The organism is Streptomyces sp. NPDC001941 (genome assembly GCF_040296945.1).
In the GTDB taxonomy this organism is placed as follows: domain Bacteria; phylum Actinomycetota; class Actinomycetes; order Streptomycetales; family Streptomycetaceae; genus Streptomyces.
Genome location: NZ_JBEOYE010000090.1, coordinates 17,643 through 36,603 on the forward strand (window position 1 = coordinate 17,643; position 18,961 = coordinate 36,603).

An 18,961-nucleotide genomic window follows, 5' to 3' on the forward strand; every position below is an offset into this window, starting at 1 on the left:
GTACATCACGACTCGAACGTTCTCTGGAGGAGACATGACGCAGCACACGACGGACGAACCGGTGCGGGCAGAGCAGAGCTTTCCGCTCACCGCGGTGCAGCAGGCCTACCGGCTCGGGCAGGAGGACGGCCCGTTGGGCGGTGTGGCCTGTCACATGTACTTCGAGTTCGACCCGGAGAGCCTGGACCGGCAGCGGTTGGCGACCGCCGTGCAGGAGGTCCAGCAGCGACATCCGATGCTCCGGGCCCGGTTCGACGACCCCGACGAGGCACAGGTGATGTCGGAGCCGCTGGCCGAGTTGCGCCAGGAGGACCGGCCCGCCCGGCGCGTGCGGGAGGAGATGGCCGTGTTCCATCCGGTGGCGGAGGGTCTCGGCGGGCTCGACGTCCGGGTCAGTACGCGGTCCGGAGGCGGCTCGCGGCTGCATGTGGGCGTCGCCCTGATCGCGGCCGATCCCCCCAGCATCCGTACGGTCCTGGGAGACCTCGCATCCGCCTACTCCGGGCAGCCGGGCCCGGCACCGGGGGCGGACTCCTCTGGGGCGCCGGCCGTTGGGCGCCCCGCGGAACGGGATGACGGCTCCGGGCCGGAGGAGCTGCCGGAGCCGCCTAAGCTCCCCTGGGCCACGGACGCGGCCGAGGTCAGCGGGGCCCGCTTCACCCGCCATCACGTACGGCTGGAACCGCCCGTCTGGGAGCGCCTGGTCGAGCGGGCCGAGCACGAGGACGTCGCCGTCGAAGACCTGCTGTTCGCAGCCTTCGCCCACACGGTGGACCGGTGGAGCGAAAGCGACGACTGCGTGCTCAACGTGCCCCGGTTCGACCGTCCCGGGAGTGCCCGGGACGCCGTCGGTGACTTCAGCCGCCTGACTGCCGTACAGGTGCCCCTGTCCCAGGCGGAGGACCTGCGGGACGTGGTGGAGAAGGCGCGCGGCGCACTGCGTGCGGACTCCCCCACCGTGCAGGACGTACTGGCGTGGGCACGCGAGCGCGGTCTGAGCACGCGGCCCCTGGGCGTGGTGTACACGGCCGTCGACACGGCTTGGGCGCCTGCCTCCTTCACCGAGGTGTTCGGGCCGATGACCTGGATGGTGTCGCAGACCCCGCAGGTGTACCTGGACTGTCTGGTATATCCGGCGTACGACGGCGGGCCGCCGGTGATGGCGTGGGACGTCGTCGAGGACGTCCTGGCCGCTCCGCTGGTGGAGGCGATGACCGCGTACTGCGCGTCGATGCTGGTCGCGCTGGCCGATGAGGACTGGTCCCGGTCCACTGTGCTGCCGCTGCCCGCCGCCCAGCGCGAGGCGAGGGAGAGGGCCAACTCCGCGCGGGCCGAGGTGCCGGACGCGCTGGTGCACGACGCCTTCTTCTCCCATGCGCGTCGGGACGGCGACGCTCCCGCTCTGTTCAGCGACGACGTGCGCTGGAGCCGCGCGGAGCTGGCCGACGCCGCGTTGCGGGTCGCTTCCCTGCTTGTCGCGCGGGGATTGACGGTCGGCGATCCGGTGGGGGTGTGTCTGGCGGACGGGGTGGACCAGGTGCGGGCCGTCCTCGGAGTCCTCGCCGCGGGCGGCTGTTACGTACCCATCAGCCCCGACCAGCCCGAGGAGCGACGCAGGTCCGTCCTCAAGCGGGCCGGGGCCCGGTTCGTCCTGTGTGACCAGGAGCTTGCGGACGCGAGCGACGGTGAGGCGTACGCACGGGACGTCAAGGAAGACTCCCCCGCACCGGACGTGCCCGCCGACCGGCCCCTGTTCCACCTGCCGCTCGCGCTGGCCCGGGACGCCGAGCCGCTGGAGCAGCCGGTGACGGCGCCGCCGGACTCTCCCGCGTACATCATCTTCACCTCCGGCTCCACCGGGCAGCCCAAGGGCGTCGAGGTCTCCCACCGGTCCGCGCTCAACAGCATCCTCGACCTCAACCGGCGCTGGGGCGTGGGTGAACGGGACCGGTGCCTTCCCGTCTCCTCCCTCGACTTCGACCTGTCCGTGTACGAGATCTTCGGCCCCCTCGTGGCCGGCGGCGCCGTCGTGATCGCTGGGGTGGACGAGCACCGGGATCCCGAGGCCTGGATCCGCCTGATGAACACGTACGAGGTCACGGTGTGGGACTCGGTCCCGGTGCTGCTGGACGCACTGCTGACGCAGGCCGAGGAGACCGAGGCGCCGCGGTCGCTGCGCGTGGTGATGACCGGAGGGGACTGGGTGCCCCTGGATCTGCCCGGGCGGCTGCGCGACCTGCTGCCGCAGGCCCACTTCGTCGCCTGCGGCGGTGCGACCGAGGGCTCCATCTACTCCAACTACTTCGAGGTCAAGGCCGTCGAGGAGGAGTGGACGTCCATTCCCTACGGCTATCCGCTGGCGAACCAGCAGTACCGGGTGGTGGATTCGGCGGGCCGCGACTGTCCCGACGACGTGCCCGGAGAGATGTGGATCGGCGGGATGGGGGTGGCCACCGGCTACCGCAACGACGAGGAGCGCACCGCGGAGCGGTTCGTGACCGTCGCCGGGCGCCGCTGGTACCGCACGGGTGACCTGGGGCGCTACCGGTCCGGTGCGGTACTGGAGTTCCTGGGGCGCATCGACCACCAGGTGAAGGTGAACGGCTACCGCATCGAGCTCGGCGAGATCGAGTCCGTACTCACCTCCCACGACGACGTCGCCCGTGCGGTCGCGCTGGTCACCGACGAGGGAGCCTCGCGGCGCATCATCGCCTACCTGCAGCCTCATGGCGACCGCGTCGACACCGGACAGGTACGCGAGACCGCGCAGCAGTGGCTGCCCGCGTACGCGGTGCCCGAGGACTACCTGATGGTTCCCGAACTCCCCCTGAACCAGAACGGGAAGATCGACCGGAAGAAACTCGCGGGCTGGGCCGCCCCGCAGCAGCGGAAGACGGACGAGGAGCCGGTGCACGCCGGCGTGGAGAGCGACGTGGCCGCGCTCTGGTCCGAACTCCTGGGCCTGCGGGTCACCGCTCGCAACGTCAGCTTCTACGACCTGGGCGGGAACAGCCTGCTGTCGATGCGACTGACGCAGCGCCTGTCCAAGCGGTTCGACAAGGCGTTCACGCTCCGCCGGGTGCAGAAAGCTTCCACCGTCGCGGAGTTGGCGCGCCTGGTGGAGGACGCCCCGGTGACCGAGGACGCGCGCGTCACGGCCGATGGGGGCACGCGGTGAGCCCCCACGATCCCGGCTCCCCGGCGGCCGAGCTGCTGCCCGAGCCCGCGCGGAAGTGGATCCGGCCCATAGCGGGGGGCGATGGCACGGGTACCACCGTCGTCTGCCTCCCGCACGCGGGCGGCAGCGCCGGGGTGTTCAGCGCCTGGGCCGATCATCTGCCGTCCGGTCTGCGGGTGCTGGGGGTGCAGTACCCCGGTAGGGCGGACCGTCGCGACGAACCGATGCCCGATGACCTGCCGGACCTCGCCCAGCAGATCGCCTTCAGTCTGCAGTGGCTCGACGGGCCCTACACCCTGCTCGGCCACAGCATGGGGGCGGTCCTCGCCTACGAGACCTGCCGGAAACTCGCAGGTCTGGGGATCGCCGGGCCCGACCACCTGGTCGTGTCCGCCAGTCCTCCCCCGGACCACCCTGCCGCGGCCGGCCACGACGAGACCAGCACCGACGTGTCGGAGCTGCCCGCCTCGGTGACGGGGGACGACACCGCCCGCGAGCACTTCGAGGAGGTCATCGCCCAGGACCTCCGGCTCCTGCGGGGCTACGAGACCTCGAACGAGCCGATCGAGCCACCGCTCACCTGCCTGCACAACGCGGAGGACCCTGACATGGACCAGGACATCGCCCTCGGCTGGCAGAAGTTCACGACCTCCGCGTTCCACTCGGCCGAACTTCCCGGCGGACACTTCGCGCTCTTCCGCGACCCGGCGTCCACGTGGGCGGCCCTCGGACGGGAGGTGGGGCTGCGGGCCTGAACCGGCTTCACCCGGGTCTGCGGATGCAGCAGGCCTACAGCCCCACGACCCGGCGAGGTCATCCCCCGGCCGCCGGGGCGCGTCTGCCGCCCGTCCCCGGGCGCGCGGCCGGGAATGTCGCGCACGATCCCCGGGCACGGCACAGGCGGGGCCCTGGGTGCGGGCGGCAGACGCGCCAGCCCCTCTTCCCTCCCAACGGCTTCGACGGACGCACCCCCTGCCCATCTGGCACCGTCGGTCACGCGATCAGGCGGCGCCGGTGCGTAGGACCGCGCGTGAAGGGTGGGAAAGACGCGGCAGATGCCCCGGGTGCCGGTGATGTCCAGGCGGCGGGCCTTCTGAAAAGTGAGCGGTCCCGCCCGCCAGGGCACGTTCCGTCCCTGGCGGGCGGGCTGCAGCAGGGCATTGAGGATCTCGGCAGCAGACCCGGGCCGGGCCCACGCGAGAGTGATGTGGGTGCGGTAGGCGTTGTGGTCGGTGTCCGGTTTCCGCAGTCAGCACCTGCGGAAGCCGGACACCACCGCCCCGGCCGCTACTGGTCCGAACGAGCACGAGGACATCAGCGGCCAGTCGTCCTGCAGCACGTCCAGCCACCTGACCTCACGCGTTCCCCTGACACGCCCGCCTACACAGGCGGGCGGCCCAGATCACCGGGCTCGCGGCCTGCAGACGCCCTGCCGTCGCCCGGGCTGTCATCCTGCGGGGGCCGGGACCGGATACGCCGCGCGGCCAGGGCGCCCGCCATCAGGCGGGTCCGCTGCTCCCGCAGCTGCAGGGCCCGCTGGAGGAGCACCTCGCGCTCCGCCTGCAGTTCACAGGCGCACGCGCGTGCCGCCTGGAGCCACTCACTCAACGCGGCCCGGTCGGGACGTCTTCCGCCCATGGATTCCTCGCAGCACCAGCAGTCCGCCACTACCGGCAGTCTCCCGGCGAGTGCTTATCCCGGGCAATCCCGCGTCCAGACAGGTCAAGCGGCCCAGAACATGCCACGCCCGGGGCGGTCACTTGGGCGGCCTCAGATGCCCGTGAAGCGCGGCGGGGCCTTCCGGGTCGAGGTGAACCGTGCGGTGCGCCTTGCCCCAGAATGCGCATCCATGGGCAGGATCCGCCACACGGACGGCGCACGGACGCCCGGCGCCCCCCTCGACGCGACCCTCACCACTCCGTCCAGAGTCGACATCGCCCACCCCCGCTGGCCGACGCACGTTCCGCCTACGCCTACGCCGCCGACTGGGTCGCCACGAAGGTAGAGGGTCCGGTCGATCACAAGGCCCCTTGAGGGATGGACGCGCCATGCGCGAGGTGCCATGATCACGCTGCTGTCGGACGGGGGTCCGACCCTGCAGGGGAGCAACCGTGAAGCTGTACCTCGCCATACCTCTTGTCCTGATGGCATTGATCATCGCTGCTTCCGGCCTTGCCGCAGTTGCTCGTGGATGGGTGCTCCCCATGCACCGGCGGCACATCCGCGACCCCCACCGCTACGGCTGGGGGCAGCTCGTGCTGGCCTTCGCGCTCTGCTGGCAGTTGGTGTTCGGGCTGGTGGTCGACGACGCCGACACCCGGTCAGTGGGAACGATGATCGGTGGCGTACTCCTCCTGATCGGCCTCGCAGTCATGCTGGCGGGCCAGCTCGCACGGGGGAACGGCAAGGGCGGGAACGCGCCGTAGGTTTCGCCCAAGCACTCATGCTCGGAGCCAGATGCCCAGCGGTCGGACTTGAACGGTGGGGCGTGTACGTCGATGCGGTGAACTCCTGCGAACACCAAGGGCGTTCACCCTGGTGCACTCTCGCCCGAAGGCGGGGGCGCACCAGGCGTGAGCCACCGTGCGCGCCCGGCCTTCCGGCTCCCGTCCCGGACGGCTCACACGTCCCGGCGCCGTACCGCCTCCACCGCGACCGCGGCCGAGCCCACCGCCCAGGCGCCGAACACCACCCACGCCTCGGTGGTGCTCACCGGATACTTCCCGGCGCCCCAGTAGTTGCCGCTCAGTGCCTCCCAGGCGCTGAGCGGCATCGCGTTGCCGATCTCCGCGACCCAGCGGTAGGTCTCGCCCTGGAACAGGACCGGCAGCAGGAGCAGTGTGACGATCGCCCCGACGACGCTGCCCGCGGCATGTCGTACGACCGCGCCGAGCGCCATGCCGATCAGGGCGCTGAGCGGGGCGAGGAGCGCGGACGCGGCGACCGCGCGCAGGGCGCCCGAATCTGCGAGGGACACCCCGCCGTGGTCGCGCAGGAGCGCCTGCGTGAGGCCGAAGGAAGCCCCCGCGACCACCGCGCCGACTACGGTCATCACCGCACTCACCACGGCGATCTTGGCGAGGACCACGGCCCGCCGGTCGGGGACGCTGGTGAGTGTCGTACGGATGAGTCCGCTGGTGTATTCGCCGGAGACGGCGATCGCGCCGACGCAGCACGCCACGATCATGAGGATCTGCCACGCGGGGTCGAGGAAGGCCGTGTGCATCGCGTCGAACGCGAAGGCCTGGTCGTCCGGGGTGCCGGGCGGTACAGGGGGCTGAGCGGCGAGGCGGTCGGCGTTGGTGCGGGCCGAGTTGGCGTTGATGCCGATCACGGCGAGCGCGCCCGTGCCGAGCACCCAGTACGTGGAGCGCAGCGACCAGAGCTTGATCCACTCCGCGGCGAGGAGGTGCCGGAAGCGGTCCGGGGCCTCGGTGGGCGTCGAGGTCCGCAGGGGCGTCAGGGTGGTCATCGGGTCTCCCCCGTGGCTCGGGTCGTCGTGGTGTAGTCGACGCTGTCGGCGGTCAGCTCCATGAAGGCCTGCTCCAACGAGGCGTTCAGCGGGGTGAGTTCGCCGAGTGCGATGTCGTGGCGCAGGGCGAGCTCGCCGATGCGGTCGGCCGCGAGGCCGGTCACCGTCAGCAGGTCTTCGGCGCCCTGCGCCTGCGTGCCCACCGCCTCCGCGCCCTCGGCGCGCAGCGCCTGCGCCAGCCGTGCGGCCTGGCGTGCCCGCACCCGTACGCCCTGCTGCGTGCCGCGCGCGGCGAACGCGCCAAGGCTCTCCGCAGCGATCAGCCGGCCGCGGCCGATCACGATCAACTGCTCGGCGCAGAGCTCCATTTCGGACATCTGGTGGCTGGAGACGAAGACGGTACGGCCTTCGGCGGCGAGCCGGCGCAGCAGCCAGCGCAGCCACAGGACGCCCTCGGGGTCGAGGCCGTTGAGCGGTTCGTCGAAGATCAGCACGGACGGGTCGCCGAGCAGGGCGGCGGCGATGCCCAGGCGCTGTTTCATGCCGAGCGAGTAGCCGCCGATACGACGGCCCGCGACGTCTTCGAGCCCCACCTCGCCGAGCACCTCGCCGACCCTGCCGCGCGCGATGCCGTTGCTCGCGGCGAGTGCGGACAGATGGGCGCGTGCGGTGCGGCCGCCGTGGACGCCCTGTGCGTCGAGCAGCGCGCCGACGTGGCGCAGTCCGCGCCGTACGGCCCCGAAGTCCCGGCCGTCGATCGTGGCGGTGCCCGAGGTCGGGGTGTTGAGGCCGAGCAGCAGGCGCAGCGTGGTGGTCTTGCCGGCGCCGTTCGGGCCGAGGAAGCCGGTGACCCGGCCCGGGCGGACGGTGAACGACAGGGCGCTGACGGCCGTGGTGTCCCCGTAGCGCTTGGTGAGTTCGTTGATTTCGATCACGACTCCACGGTGGCCGCCGGCCGGAGTGCGCGGCATCGGGCCACCGGTCACATTCGCCGCGACCGGGTAGCCGACGGGCGTACGCCCGCGGGCCGATGTCCGGGCGGGGGCTGCTGCTTATGATCGCGGCATGAGTACCTCCCCTGAGCGCGGCGTGTGCGTGGTTCCCGACCGCGCCGTGAGCCCGGTCTCCCAGCACGGCGTGTGCGCAGGCCCCCACCTGGGCTGGAGCGTCACCCTGCCCGCACGCACCGGCATATGAGCGCCGCCTCCCCATCGAGCACCGTCGCCGTACGGTCGCGGCTCGCGGTGGCCTTCGAGGTCGCGGCCTGGTGCGCCGCGCTCGCCTACCCCGTACTGCTCACCGTCGCCGCGCTCGACGAGCCCGAGCTGACCGGCGTGCGCCTACTGCCTTCCGCTGCGCTGGCCGTCCTGCTCCTGCCGCTGCTGCCGCGCCATCCGCTGCCGACTCTCGTGGTGCTCCTGATCGGCTCGTTCGCGGCGACGATCCTGGCCCAGGACCGCTCGGGCCCATCCTTCCCCGAGTGGACGCAGGGCTGGCAGCTCGCCTACCTGCAGGCGCTGTTGACCGACCTCGCGGTGGGGTACGTCGCCGCGAACCGCCCCCGGCGCTCGGCGGTTGCCGCGGGAGTGCTCGCCGCACTCGCCCAGGTCGCGGCGGTCCCGTACTACCGCTCGGGCTCCGATGTCACCGTCAGCACCTTCGTCACGCTCCTCCTGGCGCTGGCCACCTCCTGGCTGGTCGGCCATTCGGTGGCCGAGCGGAGCCGGCACGCACGGGCGCTGCGCGAACAGGCCGCGGCGCAGGCGGTGACGGCCGAACGGCTGCGGATCGCACGGGAGGTGCACGACATGGTGGCGCACAGCATCGGCATCATCGCGATCCAGGCGGGGGTGGGCCGGCGGGTCATCGACACCCAGCCGGCCGAGGCCCGCAACGCGCTCGGCGCGATCGAGTCGACGAGCCGCGAGACGCTCTCGGGGCTGCGCAGGATGCTGGGGGCGCTGCGCGAGTCCGAGGACGCTCCCCTGGCTCCGGCCCCCGGGCTGGCGGACCTGGACCGGCTCGTCGTGGCGGCGCGGGATGCGGGCGTGCGGGTGGTGTTGCGGCGCCACGGTGAACAGCGCGCACTGCCCCCGGAGATGGAACTGTCGGCGTACCGCATCGCTCAGGAGGCGGTCACCAATGTCGTACGGCATGCGAGCGTGCGTGAGTGTGAAGTGGCTGTCGGCTTCGGCGTGGAGGAACTCACCGTGACCGTCACCGACGAGGGCCGTGGCGCGGTGCTCGGCGGCGAGGGGTACGGGCTGGTGGGGATGCGGGAGCGGGTGACGCTGCTGCACGGCTCGTTCGAGGCGGGGCCGCGACCCGGGGGCGGCTTCCGGGTGAGGGCCCGGCTGCCGGTCCCGGCGGAGGCTGCGGATTCCGGCGACGGAACGATGGCTGCCGCCCACGGCGGACTCCCCGCGGAGGAAAAATGACTGCCACGCACGACGAATCTCCCACGGAGGAACGATGACTGCCGTGCGGGTGCTTCTCGCGGACGACCAGCCGCTGGTCCGCAGCGGGCTCCGGGTGCTGATCGCCGACGCCCCGGACATCGCGGTGGTCGGCGAGGCCGGCACGGGCGCGGAGGCGGTCCGGCTGGCCGCCGAGCTGCGGCCCGATGTCGTCGTGATGGACATCCGGATGCCCGGCATGGACGGGATCGAGGCGACGGCCCGGATCGGCGCCGCACTGCCGGACACGCGGGTCCTGATGCTCACCACGTTCGACGACGACGAGTACGTCTACGGCTCGCTGCGGGCGGGTGCGTCCGGCTTCCTGGTCAAGGACATGGCGCTGGACGACATCCTCGGCGCGGTCCGCGTGGTCGCGGGCGGCGACGGCCTGATCGCGCCGAGCGTCACCGGCCGGCTGATCGCCGAGTTCGTGGCGCGGCCCGAACAGAAGCACCCACAGAGGGAGTTGACCGGGATCACGGGCCGCGAGCGCGAGGTGCTCGTGCTGGTCGGCCGCGGTCTGTCCAATGCCGAGATCGCCGGCGAGCTGTTCATCAGCGTCGCCACCGCGAAGGCCCATGTGGCGCGGCTGCTCGCCAAGTTGTCGGCGCGCGACCGCGTACAGCTGGTGATCATCGCGTACGAGACGGGGCTGGTGTCGCCGTCGGGGTGAGGCGGCCGAGTACCGCGACCTGCGCTTCCACTTCGACGCCGCGCTCAAAGGAACCCCGCTGGTCGTGGTGACGGGCGCGATCACCGGAGGCATCGCAACCCTGGTCTCCTGAGCCGAGGCGCGGGCAGTCGCGGGGCACTCCTGCTCCCAACGGGGCAGCGACCGGTACGAGGCGTACGGGACCCGCCAGCCTCCTGATCCTGGAGCGCCTGTCCGGGGTAGGGAGCCGGGCCGCGGGCGCGGTGGAAGAAGCGAGGGCCTGCCGCTGCGGTGGCTTCAGGACGCCGTCCAGACCCGGGGCGTGACGGTGTAGTCGGCGTGCGGCGGGTCAGGCGATCTGTGGTGCGGGGGTGGGGAATGCGCCAAGTCGTCTGGATGCGGCGTGCATCGGGCGGGTGGTGGATAGGGTCTGGGGCATGGCAGCACAGGGGGTGCCGTCCGCCGAGACCGTTCAGGCGGTCACGGAGTGGGTGAGGCAGCAGTGCGCGCTGCTGCGGGACGTGGCGCCGGTGGAAGACGGGTTCCAGGAGCGGTTGCGTGCCTCCAGCGCCATCAGCGTCTCGCGCGGGATGGAGCAGACCGCGGACAGTGCGTGCCGTTCGCTGCTGTACGAGCTGAGCCGGGAGAAGGTCAGTGACGTCGCGGTGCGGACGTTCTGGCAGGCGTTGATGGGGGTGGCGCTGGCCGCCGGGGACTGGCACAAAGCGCCTGAGAACGTGCGCGATGCCATCGGGGCGTTCCTGGACAAGCAGTCCTGAGTCTCTTCCTTCTCGTTGACGAGTTCCGCGCTCTGGGGACTTTGTCGGCCGAGCACCACTCGTACGGGACAGCGGGGCATCCGGCGTGACGAGCCTCGATCCCGTCGGCTTCGACTGCCTCGGCCCCGCGGCGGTCGACTGCTTCGACGTCACGCCCCTTGCTGCCCCCGCTCCTCGCTCCTCGCTCCTCGCGGGAATCGGACCGCGACTCCGGCTGATGCTGTGGCCGGTCCGCGTGACCGGTGTGTACCGACACGTCGGTGTGCCTCGCATCGGTAGGCGAACGCCTCCGTTCCCGGTGAAGGGGTAACGGAGGCGTTCTGCGGGCGCTATGCGGACGGGAGTTCCGCGGGAGTGGCTAGTCGATGGACTTGATGCCGCCCCAGCCGCCGCTGCCGACCTCGACGCTCGGGCCGTCGACCGGACCCTGGCTGCCGGAGCCGCCCTTGTAGAACTTCAGGGTGCCGTCGTTGGCGGTGGCCCACAGGTCGGCGACGCCGTCGCGGTTGGCGTCAGCGGCGCCGGCGATGAGGGGCCGGTAGGTGACGGTGTAGCCGCGGCCGAACTCGGTGCGGGTGCCGAAGCCGCCCTTGGCCTTGCCGGGGTAGAGCCAGAGGGCGCCGTCACGGGTGTCGCGGGCCAGCAGGTCGGGGTAGCCGTCCTTGTTGGCGTCGCCCGGTGCCGTCAGGGTCATGACGTTCCAGCCGCTGCTGCCGACCTGGATCGGGGTGCCGGTCTTGGGGGTGGTGCCGACGACGCCCGGGTAGATCCAGAGCTTGTCGTCGTACTGGACGGCGAGGTCGGGCTGTCCGTCGCCGGTGGCGTCACCGAGGGCGACGACCTTGACGGAGGTGGGCAGGGTGCCCATCTTGACGGGGTCGCCCAGGGTGCCGTCGCCGCGGTTGGGGTAGACGCGCAGCTCGCCGGCGACGACGGCGACGACGTCCTCCATGCCGTCGCCGGTCCAGTCACCGCGGTGGGTGATCTGCGAGCCGCCCCAGCCGCCGGTGCCGATCTGGATCGGGGCGGTGAGGCCGCCGGCGCCGTTGCCGGGGTAGAGGCGCAGCTTGCCCTCGGTGTCCACGGCGACCATGTCGGGCTTGTTGTCGCCGGTCATGTCGCCGGCGACGGGGGTGACGTTGCTGGTGATCCAGGTACGGACGTCGTCCACCCGGGTGGCGACGGCGCTGGTGCGCGTCTCGGTGGAGGGGACGCCGAGGCAGCCTCCCTGCCAGGAGCGGCTCGCCACGGCGACGAGCTCCTGGGTCTGGCCGTTGGTGCGCAGGACGGGGCCGCCGTTGTCGCCCTGGCAGATCACGCCGTCACCGGTCGGGGCGAGGCCCACGTTCGCGGTGCTGTCGCCCGTGGCGGTGAACGCGCCGGTGTGCAGCTTCTTGGGCGTCCACTCGGTCTTCGTACGGCCGAAGCCCGCGGCGGTGACGGCCTGGCCGGAGGTGACGGGCGCGGTGGCCAGGGCGACCGGCTTCACGCCCGCGACACCGGCGTTGAGCTTCAGCAGGACGAGGTCGCGGTCGGCGTGGGGGACGAGTTCGATCGCGGTGCGGACGGCGCCGGTCGAGGTCTGGTTCAGGTCGGTGCGGCCGACCGTGACGGTGGTGGTGACGGCGGGCTTGCCGGCGGCGGGCTTGGCGTCGGCGGCGAAGCAGGAGGCCGCGGTCAGGACCCAGCGCTGGGAGACCAGGGTGCCCGTGCAGGAGCGGTCGGAGTCGCCGATGACGATGCGGGCGGTGAAGTTCTGCCCGGCGGTGGCGTCGGGGCCCTGCAGGGCCTGGGCGGGCGAGCCGAGGAGGCTGAGGCCCACGGCGCCGATGACGGCGGATATCTGGGTGCTTCTCTTGAACTGTGCCATGGGTGTTTCTCCGGATGGTTACGAAGGTGTCGACGAAACAAGCAAGAGGTGATGGGCACTCTTGCCGGGAAGTCAGCGGTGAGTTTCTGGGGTGAGGGGTTACGGGAGGGGACGTCTTTGTTCGTCCCCTCCCGTAACCCGGGCAGGAATCCGAGCCGAGGTGCGGCGAACTGCTAACGCCATTCCTTCGGAATGTTCGCCAGTTGCTCGAGGATGTTCCAGTCCTGCGGCTTGAAGGCGGGCGAGTGCCAGGTGGCCCCGTTCCCCGTCCAGAAACCGCGGTAGTTCCTGATCCCCATGACGCTGGTGTCGGACACGTCCGATTCGTTTCCGCAGCACACGCAGATCAGAGCGGTCGGCCAGCCGTCCTCCCAGAAGAGGTCGCCGTCGTCGTGTCCGCACACCCGGCATGCGGATTCTTCGTCCGGACCGGGAGGCGGGGGGATGTCGGAGCTCATGGTCTTCCTCTTCCTCAGCGCTCGCGCTGGCCCTGGGCCTTGAGGTAGTCCTCCAGGGTGGGCCAGGTGTCGGTGTTGAAGCCGTTCGGATTGTCCGCGCTCTTCGGAGCCGGCTTGGTCATCGTCTTCGGAACGCCGCCACCGTCGTAGGAGACGAGTGTATTGGAGTTCTTTTCGTAGACCACGTAGCCGTTGACGTCGCCGTTCTTGTCGAGACGGTCCCAGACGCGGTATCCCGAGGGGGGCTTGGGCGTCTTGGCCGCCTGCCGGTAGTAGTGGGCGCGCTCCACGTACTGCTTCGCGTTCTGGAGCTCCGGGAATTCACCGCGGTGCTTCTTCCAGTGCTCCAGCGCGTTCTTCACGTTCGGGAACTTCTTGTTGCCGGCCCAGATGTGCGCCACTGCGCCGCTCGCCCGTTCGGCCTTGAGGAAGGCTTCGGCGCCCTTGAAGGCGTTCTTGCCCCACTTGGCTCCCGTGGCACCCCAGCCGACGATCGGGATCGCCGCCGCCGCGGAGAGCGAGGCGTTGACCGCGTCGCCTTCGAGGCCGTACCAGCCGGCGTTCGCCAGGTCGGCGGCCTCGCCGACGCCGGGGATGAGGCCGGCGCCGTCGAGCAGGGTGTGGCCTACGCCGGAGAGCATGTCCCAGACGCTGGTGTCGTCGTCCGCGGCCGCGTCGAGCATGGCGTCCTCCATTTCCTGGAGGGCGGCCTGGTCCTTGCGGTTCTCTTCCTTGAGTGCGGCCTCGGCTTCCTGGCGGGACTTCGTCACCCAGGCCGCGAGCGCGTCCTTGGCCGCCTTGTCGGCGGCTTCGGAGTCCTTGCCGGCCGCGAGTGCCGACTGCTTGGCGTCGTTGGCGTAGGACCAGGCCTCGTCGGCCGAGCCGCGCGCCGCGGAGGCGGACGCCTCGGCGCGGGCCGCGGAGTTGTTGGCCTCGCGGGCGGACTGCTTGGCCTGGGCCTCGGCCTCGGTGGCCTTCTTGGCCGACTCGGCCGCGCGGTTGGCGGACTCGGTTGCCTGCCTGGCGGACTCCGCCGCTTGGTCGGCGTACCCCTTGGCCTTGGCCTTCGAGGCCTCGGCCTGCTTGCGGTACTTGTCGGCCTCGGTGGCGGCCTTGCGGGCGTCGGCCGCGACGGCCTGGGCGCGGTCGGCGTTCTCCTGCGCGGTGGCCGCGACCTTGGCGGCGTCCTGGATCAGCTTGCTGATCTGCAGGTCGTGGGTGGCCGCGAGCAGGTCCTTGCGCTTGGCCTTGAGCTGGCCGGAGACGGCGAACTCGTGCAGGGCCTGGGCCGGGGCCTTCAGGGCGATGCAGGCGGCGACCGTCGCTTCGCTGACGGCGCACTTGTCGGGGGCCGTGGAACCGCCGTCGGCGAGGCCCGCGGCGATGAGGCGGTCGTCGTCGTACTGGGCGGTGAACTGCCCGGTGACGAGGAACTGGCGGTACTTCTCCTCGGAGCCCGAGTTCAGGGCCGCGCGGCCGCTCTCCTGGACGTTGGGGCCGCCCTTGCTGATGATCTGGGCGATCTGCACGCGGAAGTCGTCGGACGCGGCCGCGTACTGGCCCGTCGCCAGGAACGAGGTGATCTTGCTGGTGTCGCCGGAGAGCGCGGTCACCGCCTGGGTGCGGACCTGCTCGATCTCCGAGAGGAGGGCGAGGTTCTCGACGCGGGTGCGGTCGTCCTGCTGGGCGGCCTGGGTCCATCCGGTGCGGATGTAGTCGGTGACGTCCTTGTCCGTGCCCGCGAGGGCGACCTCCGCGGCCGTACGGCTCCAGGGGCCGCGGACCTTCATCGCGCTGATGGCGACCTTGCGGGCCTTGAGGGCGATGTCCTTGGCGTCGGCGCCGGGCGCGTTCGCCTCCGCGGCCAGCTTCGCTGCCTCGGATTCCAGGTCCTGCGCCTCCTTGACGGAGTCCTTGCGCGCCTGGTCGAAGGCTGCCGTGGTGTCGGCCAGGGCGATGGCCTTCTCCATGCCGCTGTTCGCTCGTTCGGCGCGGTCCTCCTTCTCGATCTGCAGCGCCAGCTCGTGGGTCTTGACGGCCTTGGCGACGGCCTCGGAGGCACGGGTGGCGGCGTCCTGGGCGGCCTTGGCGTGGGCGGTGGACTGCGCGGCCGCGGTGGCGGCGTCGCCGGCGTGTTCGGCCGCGTCGTCCGCGGCCTTGGCGGCGTTGCGGGCGTGCGTGGCGGCCGAGCGGGCGTCGTCGCGCGCGTCACGGGCGGCCTGGGCCGACTTGCGGGCCAGGTTCCTGGCCTCCTGGGCGGCCCGGGAGGCCTCCTTGGCCTGGCGTTCGGCGCGGGCGGCGGCGTTCCTGGCCGTCTGGGAGTGCACGCCGGCCTGGTCGGCGAAGTCGCTGGCGTTCCGGGCGGCGCTGGCCGCGTTCTGCGCGTTGGTGCCGGCCTGGCTGGCGGCCTCGGCGGCGTCGGCGGCGCGGTCCGCGGCGATGCCGGCCTGGTTGGAGGCCTCGGCCGCCTTGTCGGCGCCCTGGGCCGCGGTGCGCGCGTTCTCCGCGGCGGTGCGCGCCTTGGACGCGTCGCTCGCGTTGACCGCGGCGGCGGCTGCCGCGCTGCGTGCGGTGGAGGCGGCGTTGGCGGCCCCTGCTGCGGCGGAGGCGGCCTGGGACGCTGCGTTGGCGGCGATGCGGGCGGAGTTGTTCGCGGCCCGCGCGGCGGAGATGGCCTGCTGGGCGGCGGAGGCGGCCTGGTCGGCGGCCTTGGCCGCGCGGCCCGCGGCGGCGGCGGCGTTGAGCGCGTCGTGGCGCGCGAGCTCGGTCTCCTTGGCGGCCTTCTCGGCGGCCGCCTTGGCCAGGGCCGCTGCCGCGATGGCGCGCTTGGAGGTCTCCTCAGCGGCCTTGGTCTCCACCAGGGCCTGGCGTCCGGCCTCGGTGGCCTGCGCGGAGAGTTCGGCGATCGTGGCGTGCTCGCGGTCCCGGTCGCGGGCGATGTGCTGGCCCACCTCCAGGAACTCGCGGATGTCGGCGGGGCTGCCCTTCATGGCGATCTTGCCCGCGGCCCGCACGTTGGTGCCGCCGGTGCTCAGGATCTGGGCCAGCTGGAGGCGTTCGTCATCCTCGCGCGCCGTGTACTGGCCCTTGTTGATGAACGTCTGGACGTCGGTGGCCGAGCCGTTGAGCGCGGCCTTGCCGGCCTCCTGGACACCGGGGCCTCCGGCGTCCATCAGCTGGGCGACACGGAGCCTCTGGTCCTCTTCGAGCGGGTGCTTCCAGCCGTCCTTGAGGAACGCCTGCAGGTCCGCGTCGGGCGTCGACAGCGCCTTGCGGGCCGCCTCCTGGACGTTGACGCCGCCCACCGTGGCGATCTGCGCCGCGGCGACCCGGTCGTCGTCGTTCTGGAGTCCGGGGGCCACCTTGTCGAGGAAGTTCTTCACCTCGGCATCGCTGCCGGTGAGGACGACCTCGGCGGCGGCCTTGACGCCCGGGCCGCCCTCCTTCCACAGCTCGACGACCTTGCCGCGGTCGGTGGCCGGTATCGCGCTGACCGGGGTCTCGTCGTCGTCGAAGCCGTCGTCCGCCAGGGCCGGTGCGGAGCCCATCAGCCCCACGACCAGGGCAACGGGCAGCAGGCTCACCAACAGCGCCCGCAGGGTGCGCCACGCCCTCATCGCGTGACGGGGTGCACGCAGTCTTCGCCTCAAGATCACTCATCTCATCGCCGGCGACGGGGTCGCCGGAGTTCGGGATCGAGGGAGCGGTGGGAAAGTTCAAAGCTTGAATGTTCGCGTTCAAGAAGTAGCGAACGCGATCCGCCCCCACTCGGCGTGTGCGGCGTGTGGCGCCAGGATCGAAGGTCGATCGGAGGTTGCTGAGGGCAACTGGGTGCACATAGTCCGAGTTGGTGGGGACATTACCCCACCTTGACCCGGGGTCTTGGCCCGGGGGTGTGGTGATCCAGGTCACCTTATGCGGAATTGACAGGCGCCATCGGCGAGGAGTTAGTTTGCACCTGAGATTCGCTGATGAGGGTCTAACTCCGCGTGTGGCGCTGCGAGTTTCCTATCGCTCGATTCGCGGCTGACCGCAGCCGCTTCCCGGAAGGACGCCTCCAGGTGTTCACGCATGCCCGCAAGCTCATAGTCGGTTCCGCTCTCGCCGGTGCCGCCGCCCTGGCCCTCGCCGTGCCCGCCCTCGCCTCGCCGCCCGCCGCCGAGGCCCCCGCGGCCGACGCGTCGGCTCCGTACGCCGTCGAGACCTTCGACTACCCCAACGCCTCGCAGATCCTCGAGCAGAAGATGATCAAGCTGATCCGCGGCGACGGCAACATCGTCCTCGCCGACTGCGACAGCTCCGACAAGGCCCAGATCAACGTCCAGGTCACCCGCGGCCCCGACGAGCAGGACAAGCCCAAGCTCTTCTGCTTCCGGGCCACCGCCAAGTCCGGCTTCCTCACCCTCGAGGTGCCGCGCGTGTTCTACATCGAGACCGCCGACCACCCGGTGTCGGCGAAGCTCACCACGGACGCCGGCGACTCCCAGACCGTCAACGTGGCCAAGGACGACTTCGAGAGCGTCGGCCAGGGGCTCGGCAAGCCGATGACGACCCTGGTCGAGCTGCGCGTCACCGGCTGACCCACGCACCGGCCGACCCGCACCCGACGGCCTGGCTGCTCGACTCCCCCGACCTCGCGACCCGGACACCCGGCACTGCCGGACAGCGTCCCGCGACGGCCGTCCCGGGGTCGACCCGCCAGGCCCGGGGCCCGGCCAACTGAACCACCGTACGCGCATATTGACGCGATCCGGGCCATGCAGGCTTATCGGGCATACAGCACTATCCGGTAGCTGCTCCAGTGCCGTGCACACCACTACGCGCACCCGGCAGTGCTCGGCCGGAGCCCGCGACCACCCCCTGAACCATGCTGAGGAAACAGAACGTGTCTTCCACCCGCCCACGCTCCGCCACACTGGCCGCGGCGCTGGCCACCGCCACCGCCGTCACCGGCCTCATGGCAGCTCCCACCCAGGCCGCCGTCGGTGACGGCGTCCCCGCCGGAACGTACTCCTTCACGGCGAAGCTCACCATCGGAGCGGACGATACCCTGCGCTCCTGCTCCGGCGCCCTCGTCGACTCCGAGTGGGTCCTCACCGCCGCGAGCTGCTTCGCCCCCGACCCCAAGAAGCCCACCGCGGTCAGCGCGGGCAAGCCGGCGATGAAGACCGTCGCGACGATCGGCCGCAGTGACCTGTCCGGCACGAGCGGCCAGGTCAGGGACGTCATCGAGGTCGTCCCGTACGCGGACCGCGACGTCGCGATGGTCCGCCTCGCGCAGTCCGTCACCACCGTGGCCCCCGTCGCCCTGGCGACCTCCGCGACGGCCACGGGCGACGCGCTCACGTCGGTGGGCTACGGCCGCACCAAGACCGAGTGGATCCCCAACCAGCTCCACGTCGCGTCGTTCACGGCCTCCGACGTCTCCGCCACCGACGTGACGGCCACCGGGAAGAGCGCGACCGACTCGGTCTGCATGGGTGACACCGGTGGTCCGACCCTGCGGGAGTCCGGGGGCAAGACGCAGCTGGTGGCCGTCAACAGCCGTTCCTGGCAGGGCGGGTGCTACGGCGTCGAGGAGACCCGTACCGGAGCCGTGAACGCCCGGGTGGACGACCTCGCCGGATGGGTCAAGACCGTCCGTACCCGTGACCGGATCCACTCGGCCGACATCGACGGCGACGGCAAGGCCGACCTCGTCCAGCACCGCACCAACGGCGACCTGGTGGTGTACCGCAACCTCGGTACGAAGCTCGGGCCGGGCACCGTCATGTCCTCCGGCTGGGGACGTTTCGTGGACGGCGCCGACCTCGGTCGCCTGTACTTCGCCGACGTTACCGGCGACGGCAAGGCCGACCTCATCGTCCACGGCCGCGACGGCAAGGTCTCCGTCCGCAAGAACATGGGCACCTACTTCGACGGCGGCACCGACTGGTCCTCCGGCTGGGGCCGCTTCGTCGACGGCGCCGACCTCGGTCGCCTCTACTTCGCCGACATCACCGGCGACGGCAAGGCCGACCTCATCGTCCACGGCCGCGACGGCAAGGTCTCCGTCCGCAAGAACATGGGCACCTACTTCGACGGCGGCACCGA

14 protein-coding genes are annotated in these 18,961 nt (G+C 71.5%); 9 read left to right on the forward strand and 5 right to left on the reverse strand.

Going from position 1 to position 18,961, the window contains the following annotated elements; translation table 11 throughout:
* The first annotated feature begins 34 nt into the window (after positions 1–34).
* The 3 genes from ABT160_RS37660 (at position 35) to ABT160_RS37670 (ending at position 5,604) form a co-directional block, all read left to right on the forward strand.
* Positions 35–3,178, forward strand: a complete 3,144-nt coding sequence (locus ABT160_RS37660) for a non-ribosomal peptide synthetase (RefSeq protein ID WP_351652763.1) — start codon at positions 35–37, stop codon at positions 3,176–3,178.
* Positions 3,175–3,933, forward strand: coding sequence for a thioesterase II family protein (locus ABT160_RS37665; RefSeq protein ID WP_351652764.1), 759 nt, complete (start codon positions 3,175–3,177; stop codon positions 3,931–3,933). Before ABT160_RS37660 ends, ABT160_RS37665 begins: the two co-directional genes overlap by 4 nt.
* A 1,356-nt stretch (positions 3,934–5,289) precedes the next feature.
* The gene (locus tag ABT160_RS37670) at positions 5,290–5,604 is read left to right on the forward strand and encodes a hypothetical protein (RefSeq protein ID WP_351652766.1); all 315 of its coding nucleotides are present in this window, start codon (positions 5,290–5,292) and stop codon (positions 5,602–5,604) included.
* A 194-nt stretch (positions 5,605–5,798) separates the two neighbouring features.
* Here ABT160_RS37670 and ABT160_RS37675 read toward each other — a convergent pair whose 3' ends face one another.
* Together ABT160_RS37675 and ABT160_RS37680 are read right to left on the reverse strand one after the other, a co-directional pair.
* Positions 5,799–6,650, reverse strand: coding sequence for an ABC transporter permease (locus tag ABT160_RS37675; protein ID WP_351652768.1), 852 nt, complete (start codon positions 6,648–6,650; stop codon positions 5,799–5,801).
* Entirely contained in the window at positions 6,647–7,585 is a 939-nt protein-coding gene (locus ABT160_RS37680) for an ATP-binding cassette domain-containing protein (protein ID WP_351652770.1), read from the reverse strand. The genes ABT160_RS37675 and ABT160_RS37680 overlap by 4 nt, the downstream gene beginning before the upstream one ends.
* A gap of 130 nt (positions 7,586–7,715) precedes the next feature.
* On the opposite strand from ABT160_RS37680, the gene ABT160_RS37685 reads away from it, so the two are divergent.
* The 4 genes from ABT160_RS37685 to ABT160_RS37700 all read left to right on the forward strand — a co-directional run bounded on the left by ABT160_RS37685 (position 7,716) and on the right by ABT160_RS37700 (position 10,540).
* Entirely contained in the window at positions 7,716–7,847 is a 132-nt protein-coding gene (locus tag ABT160_RS37685; protein ID WP_351652772.1) for a hypothetical protein, read from the forward strand.
* Positions 7,844–9,088, forward strand: a complete 1,245-nt coding sequence (locus tag ABT160_RS37690; protein ID WP_351652774.1) for a sensor histidine kinase — start codon at positions 7,844–7,846, stop codon at positions 9,086–9,088. Before ABT160_RS37685 ends, ABT160_RS37690 begins: the two co-directional genes overlap by 4 nt.
* 34 nt (positions 9,089–9,122) lie before the next feature.
* On the forward strand, positions 9,123–9,782 hold the full coding sequence (locus ABT160_RS37695) for a response regulator (protein WP_351652776.1): 660 nt from the start codon (positions 9,123–9,125) through the stop codon (positions 9,780–9,782).
* A gap of 416 nt (positions 9,783–10,198) precedes the next feature.
* Positions 10,199–10,540, forward strand: coding sequence for a hypothetical protein (locus ABT160_RS37700; RefSeq protein WP_351652778.1), 342 nt, complete (start codon positions 10,199–10,201; stop codon positions 10,538–10,540).
* Positions 10,541–10,898: 358 nt separating this feature from the next.
* On the opposite strand, the gene ABT160_RS37705 is transcribed toward ABT160_RS37700, so the two are convergent.
* The 3 genes from ABT160_RS37705 to ABT160_RS37715 all read right to left on the reverse strand — a co-directional run bounded on the left by ABT160_RS37705 (position 10,899) and on the right by ABT160_RS37715 (position 16,485).
* Positions 10,899–12,410: an FG-GAP-like repeat-containing protein gene (locus ABT160_RS37705; RefSeq protein WP_351652780.1), complete on the reverse strand. Its 1,512-nt coding sequence runs from the start codon at positions 12,408–12,410 to the stop codon at positions 10,899–10,901.
* 173 nt (positions 12,411–12,583) lie between these two features.
* The gene (locus tag ABT160_RS37710; protein WP_351652782.1) at positions 12,584–12,868 is read right to left on the reverse strand and encodes a hypothetical protein; all 285 of its coding nucleotides are present in this window, start codon (positions 12,866–12,868) and stop codon (positions 12,584–12,586) included.
* 14 nt (positions 12,869–12,882) lie between these two features.
* The gene (locus ABT160_RS37715; protein ID WP_351652784.1) at positions 12,883–16,485 is read right to left on the reverse strand and encodes a hypothetical protein; all 3,603 of its coding nucleotides are present in this window, start codon (positions 16,483–16,485) and stop codon (positions 12,883–12,885) included.
* Positions 16,486–16,929: 444 nt separating this feature from the next.
* Between ABT160_RS37715 and ABT160_RS37720 the strand changes: the two genes are divergently transcribed.
* Both ABT160_RS37720 and ABT160_RS37725 read left to right on the forward strand, forming a co-directional pair.
* Entirely contained in the window at positions 16,930–17,448 is a 519-nt protein-coding gene (locus ABT160_RS37720; protein ID WP_351652786.1) for a hypothetical protein, read from the forward strand.
* 305 nt (positions 17,449–17,753) lie between these two features.
* Positions 17,754–18,961, forward strand: a 1,208-nt coding sequence (locus ABT160_RS37725) for a trypsin-like serine protease (protein WP_351652788.1), incomplete at its 3' end; no start/stop codon positions are given.

Excerpts from the sequence above, each read along its gene's own strand:
- ABT160_RS37660 (WP_351652763.1), top strand. The coding sequence starts at position 35 with ATGACGCAGCACACGACGGACGAACCGGTGCGGGCAGAGCAGAGCTTT.
- ABT160_RS37675 (WP_351652768.1), bottom strand. The coding sequence starts at position 6,650 with ATGACCACCCTGACGCCCCTGCGGACCTCGACGCCCACCGAGGCCCCG.
- ABT160_RS37685 (WP_351652772.1), top strand. The coding sequence starts at position 7,716 with ATGAGTACCTCCCCTGAGCGCGGCGTGTGCGTGGTTCCCGACCGCGCC.
- ABT160_RS37690 (WP_351652774.1), top strand. The coding sequence starts at position 7,844 with ATGAGCGCCGCCTCCCCATCGAGCACCGTCGCCGTACGGTCGCGGCTC.
- ABT160_RS37695 (WP_351652776.1), top strand. The coding sequence starts at position 9,123 with ATGACTGCCGTGCGGGTGCTTCTCGCGGACGACCAGCCGCTGGTCCGC.
- ABT160_RS37700 (WP_351652778.1), top strand. The coding sequence starts at position 10,199 with ATGGCAGCACAGGGGGTGCCGTCCGCCGAGACCGTTCAGGCGGTCACG.
- ABT160_RS37705 (WP_351652780.1), bottom strand. The coding sequence starts at position 12,410 with ATGGCACAGTTCAAGAGAAGCACCCAGATATCCGCCGTCATCGGCGCC.
- ABT160_RS37710 (WP_351652782.1), bottom strand. The coding sequence starts at position 12,868 with ATGAGCTCCGACATCCCCCCGCCTCCCGGTCCGGACGAAGAATCCGCA.
- ABT160_RS37715 (WP_351652784.1), bottom strand. The coding sequence starts at position 16,485 with ATGAGGGCGTGGCGCACCCTGCGGGCGCTGTTGGTGAGCCTGCTGCCC.